Source organism: Streptosporangium sp. NPDC002607 (genome assembly GCF_053592655.1).
Genome location: NZ_JBSFWD010000013.1, coordinates 182,611 through 194,796 on the forward strand (window position 1 = coordinate 182,611; position 12,186 = coordinate 194,796).

The following is a 12,186-nucleotide window of genomic DNA, read 5'->3' on the forward strand; positions in this document are numbered from 1 at the left end:
CGTGGACGTCGACCTTCCCGCCCGGCTGGCCCGGCTGGCCCGCGAGCACCGCGTGCCGGGGGCGCAGCTGGCCGTGCACCACGCGGGTGAGACCGTCACCGCCGAGACCGGCGAGGAGACGTACGGGGCCGGCGAGCCGGTGACCCGGCGGTCCGCCTTTCCGCTCGGCTCGCTCACCAAACCCTTCACCGCGACGCTGGTGATGACGTTGGCGGCCTGCGGCGACATCGATCTCGACGCCCCGCTGGCCGAGTACGTGCCCGAGGTGGGGGCCGGACGCGGCGGGCCGGGCCCGAGGATGACGGCGCGGCGGCTGCTCAGCCACACCAGCGGGCTGGCCTCGAACATCGACGAGGGCGGCGACCACTCCGGGGCCCGGCGGCGGTGGGTGGCGCGCCACTGCCGCGAGTCCGGCACCGCGCATCCGCCGGGGACCGTCTTCTCCTACTCCAACATCGGCTACATCCTGGCGGGCCACCTCGTCGAGGTGATCACCGGGATGAGCTGGTGGGAGGCGATGGAGGCGGTCCTGCTGAAGCCGCTGGACATCGCGCCGGCGTTCGTCGTCGGGCCGCCGTCGGGGTTCCGGCCGGTGGTGGACGGCCACACGGTGCGGCAGCCGCGGGACCGGATGCTGCCGGTCACCTGGCAGACCCTGCCGAAGGTGGCGGCGCCGAGTGCCGGGCTCGCCCTCGGGGCCGCCGATCTGGTCACGTTCGCGCTGATGCACCTGGCCCACCCGGCGCTCCAGCCGGTGCTCGACCGCGACTCCGCCCGCGAGATGCGCCGCGACCAGCTCGCGGGGGTGACGGCCGGACCGTTCGGCATGGCCGACTCCTGGGGGCTCGGCTGGGCGATGTACCACGACGCCGGGCCCGACTGGTTCGGGCACGACGGCACCGGTGAGGGAACCTCCTGCCACCTGCGGTTCGAACCGGCGGGCGGGACCGTCGTCGCGCTGACCGCGAACGCCGCCACCGGACCGGCGCTCTGGGAGGACCTGCTGGCGGAGCTCCGCTCGGCGGGACCGGCCGTGGGAGGTCGCGGCCTGTCGGCGCCGCCCGACCCGGCCCTGCGGACGTCAGGACCACCGGAATGCGCCGGCCGGTACGTCAACGGGGAGATGGAGCTCACGGTCGTCGTGGACGGTGCGGGCGGGCTCCGCCTGACGACGGGCGAGGCTGAGCGGTTCGAGCTGGCCTGCTTCGAGGGACTGCGCTTCACGATGCGGGAAACGGCCGGTGGCCGTACCACCTACACCGGCCGTTTCCTGCGTGATCCGGAGACGGGAGGGATCGATCTCATCCAGGTCACCGGACGGCTGGCCCGGCGGGCGCGCGACGAGAACGACGCCCCCGGCGGGGAAGGCTGACGCCGCGATGAGCACCGCGCAGGCAGGTGCCGGTGACATGGCCGGTGACGTGGCCGGCGGGCCGATCCGCCTGTCCCGCAACCGCGACTACAACATCCTGTGGACCAGCCAGCTCTTCTCCGAGCTGGGCAGTGAGATCACCTTCGTCTCCTTCCCGTTGCTGATTCTGGCCATGTCGGGCTCTCCGCTGGAGATGGGCCTCGCGTCGTCGGTGCTCGCGGTGGCGCACATGGTGGCGAACGTGCCCGCCGGGGTGGTCGCCGACCGGTGGGACCGCAAGAAGGTCATGCTGCTGTGCCACGGTGCCCGTGCCCTGGCGATGGGCAGCGTGGTCGTGGCGCTGCTCCTGGGCACCTACGCCTTCCCGCACATCCTGCTGGCCGCCGCGGTCGAAGGCTTCTTCAGCTCGGTCTTCCAGCCGGCCGAGCACGCCGCGCTTCCCCAGGTGGTGCCCGAGTCGCAGCTGTCGCAGGCGGTCGCCCGCAATACCGCGCGCCCCTTCATCGCCACCCTGCTCGGTCCCGCGCTGGCGGGTTTCCTGTTCACCCTGCACCACACGGCACCCTTCGGCGCCGACGCGATCATGCTCGGCCTCTCCTTCGTCACGCTGCTCTTCCTGCGCCTGCCGCGGCGGGTGGCCCCCGCCGCGCTCCCGAGGGGAGGTTCGGCCGTGGGCGGCGTCGCCGAGGGGATCCGCTGGGTGGCGGGACACCGGGTCATCAGGACGACGCTGGTGTGGATGGTCTCCTCCAACCTCGTCTTCAGCGCGCTCGTCATCATCGTCCTGGCGATGTCGGGGGAGGGGGTGAGCGCCGGTGAGGTGGGCCTGACGATGGCGTGCATCGGCGCGGGGGGCCTGCTGGGCGCACTGGCCGCGGCCCGCCTGCACGCCGCCCTCCCGCCGGCCCTGACCATTGTCGGCTTTCCGCTCGTCGCCGCGGTGATGACCGCGGCGATGGCGCTCGTCCCGAGCGGCATCCTCCTCGGGGTGCTTCTCGGCGGTGCCGCGTTCCTCGCGCCGGTCGCGAACACCACGGTCCTGACCTACCAGCTCACGGTCACCCCCGACCACCTGCGCGGCCGCCTGTCCGGCATCGCGGGGCTCTTCTCCGGCGGGGCCGCCGCCCTGGGGCCGATGGCCGGCGGCTTCCTCATGACGGCCGGTGACGGCCCGGCCGCCGTGCTGGTCTGCGCGGCCGGCCTGGCCCTTGTCGCGCTGGGTACGCTGCTCAGCCCGACACTGCGCCGGTTCCCCGTGCTGTCACCCACCGATCGGAGGTGAGCCGCGACATTGAAACTTTCATCCACTGTGACGGGCGTTCGCACAGGTCAGCGCGTCCTGGTGTGAGGGGGCAGGGGCGCCTGCTGTATCCGGGGGTGGCTGGCCGCCTATGGTGGGAGCGCTCCCATGCATCTCCCCGAAGGAGTCGATCCATGCCAAGAAGGTCAGTTCTGGCCACGCTCTGCGCGGCTCTGGTGATCGGGTCAGGTGCCGCGGTCACCGTCGCCTCCGGCGCCTCCGCGGCCGACTCCCCGTTCTACGTCGATCCGGAGACCAGCGCCGCCAAATGGGTCGCGGCCAACGCCGGAGACTACCGGGCGCCGGTCATCCGCGACCGGATCGCCGCCGTGCCACAGGCCCGCTGGTACACCACCACCAACACCTCCACCATCCGCGGCCAGGTGTCGTCGTTCGTCGGGGCGGCGGCCGGCGCGGGCAAGGTCCCGATCCTCGTCGTCTACAACATCCCCAACCGCGACTGCAGCGGCGCCAGCACCGGCGGGGCGCCCAACCACACGGCCTACCGGCAGTGGATCGACGAGCTGGCAGCCGGCCTCCAGGGACGCCCGGCGTCGATCATCCTGGAGCCCGACGTGCTCCCGATCATGACCAACTGCATGAGCTCCTCCCAGCAGCAGGAGACCAACGCCTCCATGGCGTACGCCGGCAAGAAGCTGAAGGCCGCCTCCTCCTCGGCCAAGGTCTACTACGACATCGGGCACTCGGGATGGCTGTCGGCCTCCGACGCCGCGGCCCGGCTGAACGCCGCGGACGTCGGAGGCAGCGCGGACGGCATCTCCGTCAACGTCTCCAACTACCGGTGGAACTCCACCGAGGTCGCCTACGCCAAGAACGTCATCTCCGCCACCGGCGTCTCCCGGCTCCGCGCGGTGATCGACACCAGCCGCAACGGCAACGGCCCGCAGGGCAGCGAGTGGTGTGACCCGGGTGGCCGGGCGATCGGCACGCCGAGTACCAACGCCACCGGCGACTCGGCGATCGACGCGTTCCTCTGGATCAAGCTGCCGGGCGAGGCGGACGGCTGCATCGCCGGGGCCGGGCAGTTCGTGCCGCAGCGGGCCTACGACCTGGCCATGGCGGCTCCGCAGCCCACCGCGACCCCCACCCCGACCGTCACTCCCACTCCCACTCCCACCCCGACTCCGACCGTCACGCCGACCGGCGGCAAGGCCTGCACGGCCTCCTACAAGCTGGTCAGCTCCTGGCAGGGTGGTTTCCAGGCCGAGGTGACCGTGAAGAGCAGCGGAGCCCAGGCGATCACGGGCTGGACGGCGAGCTGGTCGTTCCCCGGTAACCAGAGCATCACCCAGCTCTGGAACGGACAGCACACCCAGAGCGGCGCCGGTGTCTCGGTGCGGAACGTGTCCCACAACGGCAACCTCTCCTCGGGCGCCTCGACGTCCTTCGGGTTCACCGGCAGCTGGTCCGGGACCAACGGCGTGCCCTCCTCGGTCAGCTGCACCGCCGCCTGACCCGGTGGTGCGGCCCTGAATCCGGTGCGGCTCGCACGGTATGCCCCCCGTGCGAGCCGTACCGGATTCTCGCGTCTTCCCCGCGGTTCCGTGGCCGAAAGCGAGAACCGGGGTCCCGGGCCCGGCCCGCGCGCTAACCTGGGCTTTTGCCCGGCGGAGGGTTGCGGAGCGGACCGGCCGGCGCCGCCTCCATGGCCGCGGCGGCCTTCGTCATGATCCGCCTCATGGTCTCGATCTCCTCGGGGCTGAGCCGGTCGATCAAAAAGGCGCGCACCACGGCCACATGCCCGGGGGCGGTCCGCTCCAGGCAGCACCTGCCCTCCTCGGTGAGCACCGCGAGCACGCCCCGCTCATCGGAGGGGCAGGTCGCCCGCGTGACGAGTCCTCGTCTCTCCAGCTGCCCGATCTGGTAGGTGAGACCACTTTTGGAAGTGATCAGCCGGCGGGCGAGCTCGGTCATCCGCATCTGCTCGTCGGGGCGTTCGGAGAGTGTCACCAGGATCTCGTACTGGGTGTGGGTCAGACCCGAGTCGGCTTTCAGCTGATCCTCGACGCGGCGCTCCAGCAGATGCGTCGCGGACAGGTAGGCCACCCACATGGCCATCTCGCTCTCGCTGAGCCATCTCGTCTCGCTCACCAGAACATCCTACGGCTTGTTCAAATTTGAACTAACCACTATGGTTTGGTTCAAATTCGAATGACAGCGAGGAGTCATCATGCTTGACCAAGTGCGCCCCTACGCCCTGCTGCTGGCGCGGATCGGCATCGGCGCGGTCTTCCTGGTCCACGGGCTGCAGAAGTTCATGACGATGGGGCTGGCCCAGACCACGGCCTTCTTCGACTCGCTGGGCATCCCGCTGGCGGGCGTCGCGGCTCCGGCGGTCGCCGTCCTCGAAGTCGTCGGCGGCATCGCGCTCATCCTGGGCGCGGCCCTGCCGGTCTTCGGCACTCTCCTCGTGCTCAACATGCTCGGCGCGATCGTCTTCGCCCACGCCCCGGCCGGTTTCTCGGTGAGCGAGGGGGGCTACGAGTTCGTCCTCACCCTTGCCGCCGGCACCCTGGCCATCGCCTTCAGCGGTGGCGGTGCCCTCGCCGTCGACGGTCTCCGTCAGGGGCGCCGCCGGCCGGTCACGGTCTAGGTCCCGCCCGCCGGGCGGAACATCGCGCGCCACGAGGTCCGGACCGCCGACAATGGGCATAGCTGTTTCGACGGTGCCGAATGGCTGGGGGTCGATGTGCGGTGGCTGCGAAGAATCGGCAGTGATTTCAAGGCTCGGCAGCACATCGACGCGTACGCTCTCACGATCGTCGTCTTCGGTTTCGCGTTCCTGTCAATCGTCAGCGACGCGCTGGACGACGACCTCAGATGGGCGGTCCTGCTCTCGGGAGTGGGATTGCTGCTCTACCGGATCACTCTTCCCGCGGAACCCGCCGAATCTCCCGACGGGCTGCTGAACGACCGGTCGGTGTACGACAGCGCGCCGCTGTCGTCGCTGCTCGCCCACGCGCGTGACGTCCGGGTGTTCGCCCCCTCCGCGGTCAACCTGCTCTCCGCGCAGACCTGCGAGATCATGCGCAACACGGTGCTCGCGCGGGAGAGGGGACGCGTCAGGATCGTCATTCTCGACCCCCTGGAGAAGGGGGCGGTCCAGCAGGCCGCGAAGCAACTGGACGACTCGATCGAGTTTCCCGTCCAGAGGCTTCCCGCCGCGCTGGAGAACACCATGGAGCGCCTCCGCCTGATGAGCGGCTGGAAGACCGTGGGCGAGTTCGAGTACCGCCTCCTTTCCTACAGTCCGGGATTCAGCCTTGTGCTTCTCGACCCGGAGACCCCGCGGGGCCGGGTCATCGTGGAGATTCACGGCTTTCACAATCCCTCGACCTCGTCGCGCATGCATCTGGAGCTGACCCGCGGCCGCGACGAGCGCTGGTACACCTACTGGGTGGAGCAGTTCAACCACATATGGGAGGCGGCGAGAACCGATGTCACGCCGTTTTCCGGAGGAAATCCTCAGCCTGCTTCCGAAGATGCGGTGGAAGCCCGGGAGTGACCGCGCCGAGCGCCCGCGAGGCGAAATCCTCGGCGGTCGCGTGCTGCCCCAGCAGGGCATGGACGCGTGCGGCCCGCAGCAGGACCGGCCCGCTGTCCGACCCGTCGGCGGTCGCGTCGAGGATCTCCTGCCCGGCGGCGTCGAACCGTCCGGCCAGGGCGAGGGCCAGCGCCCTGGCGGCGATCGTGGTGGGCCGCTGGTGCCGTCTCACGCGATCCAGGTCGCGCAGGGCCTCGCCGGGCCTTCCAAGATCGGCGAGGATCTCTCCACGCAGCGCCAGCGTCTCGACGGGGGGTTCGCTGGCGAGTGCCACGGCGCCGTTGAGAAGGGCGAGCGCGGCACGTGGCTGTCCCAGGTGCCACAGGGCCTCCCCGAGCGCCAGTTGTGCGGGCAGGTCGTTGGGAACCCAGGAGAGCGCGGCGCGCAACTGCTCCACCGCCCTGGCGTACTCGCCCTGGGCCAGCCAGAGCCGTCCCTCCGCGGTCAGCGCCGAGGCCACCCCGTTGAACCGCTGGAGCGTCGCGAACACGTCGGCCGCCTCCTCGAACCGGCGGCGCGCCCCCTGCACCTCGCCTCCCGCCGCCGCGACCTCCCCCAGCACGACCAGGGCCTCGGCCCGCACCCAGGTCTCGCCGGGCCCCGAGGCGCGGACCGCCTCCTCCGCGAGGTCGCGGGCCGTCTCCCAGTTCCGCCTGGCCAGTGCCGCCCGCGCGTCACCGAGGTAGGTCGCCGGGTGCTGCGACTGGCGCACCGAGCCGATCAGGCGGTCGTGCTGTAGCTCGTACCAGCGGATCCCCAGCCGGTGCTCGCCCCGCAGCAGGTGACGGTCCTCCAGCGCCTCGGCGATGGCGTTCGGCATGCCCGCCGTCTCACGGAGGCCCTCGTAGACGGTGTTGCGCGTCCCGTGCTCGGTGACGAAGGTCCTGCGCAGCCAGGAACGGATCTCGCTCGACGTGACCCCCGACTCGGCCGCGACCTGCGCCAGCATCCGCTCGCAGAAACCGGTCAGGAAGTGGTCGACGTTCACATGCAGGTTCACGTGCTCGGCGGTGATCTCGTGCAGGCCCGGCGGCAGCGAGTCCCACAGCGCGGAGCAGACGACCTGCAACTGGACGGGCTCGACGGTGTTGAGCGTCACCGTGGTCGTCTGCCCCTCGTCGTTGAGGAAGGGGACGGTGCGCAGGTCGTCGACGAGTCGTTCGGCGGCCCCCGGGGCGAAGGACCGGCCGGTGTGCTCGAGGGGTCTCGTCGTGGCGTCGAGCGCCGCCGCGCGCGAGAGCGGCAGCAGCTGGAACCGCGCCCGCGAGCCCCGGCCCAGCGGGCGCTCGTACGGCAGTACGGAGGCCAGATACTCCTCGCGCAGCGAGAGCAGCAGGTGGAGCCCGTCGTGCTCCTCGACGGCCCGCGCGAGCTGGCGCAGCAGCGCGTGGCGCTCCTCCTCCCGGTCGGGCGGACCGCCGAACAGTTCCTCCGCCTGGTCGACGGCGACCAGGGTGGGCACCGGGTCACCGTACCGGTCGACGCGTTCCGGGCGTCCGGCCAGGAAGTCCGAGACCGTCAGCCCGGCCAGCACGGACAGCGGCTCCTCCGGCGCCCAGGCCGACAGCAGCGCCAGTACGTACGGGTTGCCGGTGACCCTCGGGCGCAGCGAGGTGATCCCGCGGGGCGACACGCGGGCCACGGGCAGGACGTCGGCGCGTTCGGGCTCGATGCGCGGCAGGACACCCGCGTGCAGCAGGGACGTCTTGCCGACCCCCGAGGCGCCGAACAGCACGGTGAGACCGGTGGCCTGCCAGATGGTGGAGATGTCGCGGCCCTCGCGCTCCCGCCCGAAGAACAGCGCGTGCTCGTCGCGGTCATAGGGGCGTAGCCCCACGTACGGGTGGATGGTCCCGTCGTTCCGGTGAGTCGCGTCTGTCATGGTGTCCGTCCCATTCTCCGCCGGAGCTCCGCGCAGAACTCCGAGGCGGTCCCCAGGAAGATCGAGATGTTCCAGCCGTCGAGATAGTGGGCGATGTAGCGCCTGGCCTTGCTCTCCGCGTCGCTCGCCGATCCGTTGATCTCGGGCATCAGCTGCACGCTCACGTGCCGCCGCTTGTTGCTGCGCGGCGTGCCGCGCATCAGGCCGTGGAACAGCACCCGAAATGTCCAGTCCTGCAGGCTGTAGCCGATGAAGAGCAGTGGCCGGGCGGTCATCGCCCGCAGGATCGGGGTCGGCAGCGGGTGCCTCCCGCCGGTCGCGACGACGTCCACCATGTTGACGAGGTAGGTCAGGTAGTCGGCCTCGGTCAGTACCAGTGACGCCGGTTCGGACCAGCTTCCGTGCAGATGGTAGACGAGGGGACAGTCCACCGTCGGCTCCGGCAGGACGGGCGCGGCGGCGGGATCGGCCTCCCACCAGGGGGAGACGGCGACGTGGGGCTCCTTGCCCTCGGCCCGCAGCGCCTCGGCCAGGAAGTCGTCGTAGTTCGTGGTGAGGAACGTCGTCACGGGGAAGCCGGCCAGCAGCCGGTGTGGCTCTTCCGGATCGCCGGGAGCGGGCCCGCCGTGGGAGCGGAGCAGCCTGCAGACCCCCTCCTTGAGATCCACCGGATCCCGCACCACCGCCGCGCCGTACTGCATCACGCGGGCGAGATTGCCTGGGTCGGAGAACGGGTAGCCGTAGTGGAGGGCGTACCGGTTACTCAGGGCGGCACCGGTGGGGAGCGTCCCGGCGCAGGCGCCCGCTCCGAGGAAAGGGGTGCAGTCACCCCTGTGGAGCTGGTCGATCAACCGTTGCCAGTCGACATCGTCCACGGTCCCACCATTGTTGTCGACAGAAAGTGCCAGTCTCGCACTCCAATGTCGCACATTGGTGGGTTATCACCAAGGTTTCTATATGGAGGAGTCGAATCCGGCCACCGGCCCCGCGTCCCCGTCGGCGGCTATTCGCCGGCGGACCAGGTCCAGGATGGAATCGCCGATTTTGTCAAGATCGGCCAAGTTCAGACCCGTCAGGTCGATCAGACCTTTGCCGGAATCGATGTTAGCGGTGGCGGCTTCCTCGCTCATGCGGACTCCCTTGCGCCCACGGCGAGACGCACGCGTCCCCGGATCTCCGAGCGTCCTCGCCTACGCCTTGATGATTACATCCTTTCGGGGTTCAGGCGAGTACTCGGGAAGATAATTTGGTGGGCGAGACTATATAGTTGACCGGAAAATAGGCATTTTAGGGTGTGACAGAGATCCGCTGTTGAGGTGCGGCAATGAGACTCTGACCCCTTCGCTTATGCGCTCGCGGAGGCCCGGAGCCATAAGCTGAATCCCAATCGGGCGAGTGGAGGCCGTCGCGTGCCCATTTCACAGTCTTCGGGGACTTCCCGCCTGCCGGGACGCCAGCCCCAGATCTGGGGCAGGGTCCCCCAGCAGAACAAGAACTTCACAGGTCGTGAAGGCCTCCTCGACAAACTGCACACCGGCGTCACGTCCGAGGTCACCGCCGTGGTGCCGCACGCCCTTCACGGGTTCGGCGGTGTCGGCAAGACCCACGTCGCGATCGAGTACGCCTACCGCTTCCGGCACGAGTACGACCTGGTCTGGTGGATACCCGCGGACCAGCCGATGCTGGTGCGCTCCTCGCTGGCCGCGCTCGCCCCGCACCTGGGCGTGCCCTCCTCCGCCGCGATGGGGGTGGAGGACGCGTCCGCCGCCGTGCTGGACGCCCTGCGCCGCGGTGACCCGTACTCCCGGTGGCTGCTCATCTTCGACAACGCCGAGCAGCCGGAGGACATCAACGACATCATCCCGCGGGGCCCGGGGCACGTCCTGATCACCTCACGCAACTACGCCTGGCAGAGCGTGGTCGACACCGTGCCCGTCGACGTCTTCAGCCGGGCGGAGAGCATCGAGTTCCTCACCAGGCGGGTCCCCGGCTCGACCAGCCACGAGGACATGAACCGGCTGGCCGAGCAGCTCGGCGACCTCCCGCTCGCGCTGGAGCAGGCCGGAGCCCTGCAGACGGAGACCGGGATGTCCGTCGAGCAGTATCTCCGGCTGCTCGACGAGCAGACGGCCCAGCTGCTCGACGCCAACAAGGCGTCGGACTATCCGCTGTCCATGACGGCGGCGTGGTCGCTGTCGGTGTCACAGCTCAAGGCGAAGCTGCCCGAGGCCGTGGAGCTCCTGCGCTGCTGCGCCTTCTTCGGACCCGACCCCATCCCCCGTGACGTGTTCGGGGCACTTCCCGACGACCTCGCGGCCGGGTCGCGTCTTGGCCCGCTTCTCGACAATCCGATCCTGCTGAGCCGGGCCATCAGGGAGCTGGGCCGGTACGCCCTGGCGCGGATCGACTCGGAGAACCGGACCATCCAGGTCCACCGGCTGGTTCAGGCACTGCTCCGTGCCGAGCTGGGCTGGGAGGAGCACGTGTCCTTCCGCCACGAGGTGCACCTCATGCTCGCCGCGGCGGCGCCGGGCCTTCCGGACGACACCGTCCTGTGGCCGCGCTACGCCGAGCTGCTCAGCCATATGACACCCGCGATGGTGGAGGCCGGTGAGGATCCCCGCATCCGTCGCTTCGCCCTCGACGTCGTGCGCTACCTCTACTCGTCCGGGGGCTACCAGTCAGCCAGCGACCTGGTCAAGGGCTTCATCGCCAGATGGCGGGCCGACAGCGGGGACGAGGACCAGCACGTGCTCTCCGCGCAGCGGCATCTCGGCATCGTCCTTCGCGAGCTCGGCGACTACCGGGCCTCCTTCGAACTCAACCGCGAGACCCTGACGCGGATGAGGAGGGTTCTGGGACCCGACCACGAGGAGACCCTCCTGCTCACCAACAGTCATGGCGGAGACCTGCGGATGCGAGGTGACTTCACGGCGGCCCTGGCGCACGACAGGGAGTCGCTGCGGCGGCACCAGAGCGTGTTCGGCCCCCAGCATCACCGGACGCTGCGCGCCATGAACAACCTCGCCATCGACTATCTGCTGCTCGGCGACTACGAGAAGGCCTTCGAGCTGCAGGAGACCACCTACAGGCTGCACCGCCGTCCCGACTCGGGATCCAGCAAACAGAACATCCTCACCTCGGGCAACGGTCTCTCACGTATCGTGCGGCTCAGAGGTGACTATGCCGAAGCCTGCGACCTCGGCGAGGACGCGTACGAGTTCGGGGTGCAGGAACTCGGCCCGGACCATCCCTGGACCCTGCGCACGGCGAAGGATCTGTCCATCGCCAAACGGCGGGTGGGGCAGATCGACGAGGCGTTCGACCTCGCGCAGGCGACGTACGAGCGGGAGGAGCGCATCTTCGGGCGCGACCACCACGACACGCTCGCGGCGGCACTGTGCCTGGCCAACGCGCAACGCACCAGAGGTGAGATCACCGAGGCGCTGGAGCTGCTGCGGGATGTGACGGCTCGCTATCCCCGCATGTACGGCGACGAGCACCCCTTCACCTTCGGCTGTGACATGAACCTGGCGCTGCTGCTGCGGGTCAACGGGCAGATCGAGGAGGCGAGCCGGCTCGATCTGAGCTCTCTGGAGGGTTTCGACCGCACGCTCGGCCGTGAGCACCACTACTCCCTCACCTGCGCGATCAACCTCGCCAGCGACTTCGCGGCACAGGGGGATGCCCCCAGTGCCAGGCGGCTGGGGCAGGAGACGCTGGCCCAGCTGCGCGAGTTGCTGGGGGTGGACCACCCGCTCACTCTCGCCTGTGCGAACAACCTCGTCATCGACCTGCGGGCGGAGGGTGCCTTCGAGGAGGCCCAGGTGCTGGAGGCCGACACCTTCGAGCGCTACCAGCGGGTGCTGGGCAACGACCATCCGGACACCAGGGTCGCCATGCGCGGTGAACGGCTCGACTTCGACTTCGACCCGCCCGCCCTCTAGGTCCTGTCCTGCGGATCTTGCCGTAGCGAGGATCGGTCAGGTGGTGTCTCGCAAGGCGGAGGAGGGAGCCGCAGCGTGCTGCGGTGACCGACGACAACGCGGCGAGGCGCCGCCTGACCG

General features: G+C 69.9%; 10 protein-coding genes. 6 read left to right on the forward strand and 4 right to left on the reverse strand.

Annotated features, from left to right (window positions below; translation table 11 throughout):
• Position 1: 1 nt before the first annotated feature.
• The 3 genes from ACWD3H_RS17605 (at position 2) to ACWD3H_RS17615 (ending at position 4,147) form a co-directional block, all read left to right on the forward strand.
• Positions 2–1,372, forward strand: a complete 1,371-nt coding sequence (locus tag ACWD3H_RS17605) for a serine hydrolase domain-containing protein (RefSeq protein ID WP_451955705.1) — start codon at positions 2–4, stop codon at positions 1,370–1,372.
• 7 nt (positions 1,373–1,379) lie between these two features.
• Complete coding sequence (locus tag ACWD3H_RS17610; protein WP_451955706.1) at positions 1,380–2,654, forward strand: MFS transporter; 1,275 nt, start codon at positions 1,380–1,382, stop codon at positions 2,652–2,654.
• 152 nt (positions 2,655–2,806) lie between these two features.
• On the forward strand, positions 2,807–4,147 hold the full coding sequence (locus ACWD3H_RS17615) for a glycoside hydrolase family 6 protein (RefSeq protein WP_451955707.1): 1,341 nt from the start codon (positions 2,807–2,809) through the stop codon (positions 4,145–4,147).
• A 133-nt stretch (positions 4,148–4,280) separates the two neighbouring features.
• On the opposite strand, the gene ACWD3H_RS17620 is transcribed toward ACWD3H_RS17615, so the two are convergent.
• The gene (locus ACWD3H_RS17620) at positions 4,281–4,784 is read right to left on the reverse strand and encodes a MarR family winged helix-turn-helix transcriptional regulator (RefSeq protein WP_451955708.1); all 504 of its coding nucleotides are present in this window, start codon (positions 4,782–4,784) and stop codon (positions 4,281–4,283) included.
• 79 nt (positions 4,785–4,863) lie between these two features.
• On the opposite strand from ACWD3H_RS17620, the gene ACWD3H_RS17625 reads away from it, so the two are divergent.
• Both ACWD3H_RS17625 and ACWD3H_RS17630 read left to right on the forward strand, forming a co-directional pair.
• The gene (locus ACWD3H_RS17625) at positions 4,864–5,286 is read left to right on the forward strand and encodes a DoxX family protein (protein ID WP_355558954.1); all 423 of its coding nucleotides are present in this window, start codon (positions 4,864–4,866) and stop codon (positions 5,284–5,286) included.
• Between the two features lie 96 nt (positions 5,287–5,382).
• A complete protein-coding gene (locus ACWD3H_RS17630) occupies positions 5,383–6,198 on the forward strand; it encodes a hypothetical protein (protein ID WP_451955709.1) in 816 nt (271 codons plus the stop codon).
• On the opposite strand, the gene ACWD3H_RS17635 is transcribed toward ACWD3H_RS17630, so the two are convergent.
• The 3 genes from ACWD3H_RS17635 to fxsA form a co-directional block, all read right to left on the reverse strand.
• Complete coding sequence (locus tag ACWD3H_RS17635; protein WP_451955710.1) at positions 6,134–8,119, reverse strand: tetratricopeptide repeat protein; 1,986 nt, start codon at positions 8,117–8,119, stop codon at positions 6,134–6,136. The two genes, ACWD3H_RS17630 and ACWD3H_RS17635, sit on opposite strands and share 65 nt — an antisense overlap.
• Complete coding sequence (locus ACWD3H_RS17640; RefSeq protein WP_355558946.1) at positions 8,116–8,994, reverse strand: SIR2 family NAD-dependent protein deacylase; 879 nt, start codon at positions 8,992–8,994, stop codon at positions 8,116–8,118. Before ACWD3H_RS17640 ends, ACWD3H_RS17635 begins: the two co-directional genes overlap by 4 nt.
• Positions 8,995–9,072: 78 nt before the next feature.
• Complete coding sequence (fxsA, locus tag ACWD3H_RS17645; RefSeq protein ID WP_350961881.1) at positions 9,073–9,249, reverse strand: FxSxx-COOH cyclophane-containing RiPP peptide; 177 nt, start codon at positions 9,247–9,249, stop codon at positions 9,073–9,075.
• A 279-nt stretch (positions 9,250–9,528) separates the two neighbouring features.
• Here fxsA and fxsT point away from each other — a divergent pair, with 279 nt between their 5' ends.
• Positions 9,529–12,066: an FxSxx-COOH system tetratricopeptide repeat protein gene (gene fxsT / locus ACWD3H_RS17650; protein WP_451955711.1), complete on the forward strand. Its 2,538-nt coding sequence runs from the start codon at positions 9,529–9,531 to the stop codon at positions 12,064–12,066.
• Positions 12,067–12,186 lie beyond the last annotated feature (120 nt).

Bases quoted from the DNA above. Each gene is read 5' to 3' on its own strand.
- ACWD3H_RS17610 (WP_451955706.1), top strand. From the start codon at position 1,380: ATGAGCACCGCGCAGGCAGGTGCCGGTGACATGGCCGGTGACGTGGCC.
- ACWD3H_RS17615 (WP_451955707.1), top strand. From the start codon at position 2,807: ATGCCAAGAAGGTCAGTTCTGGCCACGCTCTGCGCGGCTCTGGTGATC.
- ACWD3H_RS17625 (WP_355558954.1), top strand. From the start codon at position 4,864: ATGCTTGACCAAGTGCGCCCCTACGCCCTGCTGCTGGCGCGGATCGGC.
- ACWD3H_RS17635 (WP_451955710.1), bottom strand. From the start codon at position 8,119: ATGACAGACGCGACTCACCGGAACGACGGGACCATCCACCCGTACGTG.
- fxsA (WP_350961881.1), bottom strand. From the start codon at position 9,249: ATGAGCGAGGAAGCCGCCACCGCTAACATCGATTCCGGCAAAGGTCTG.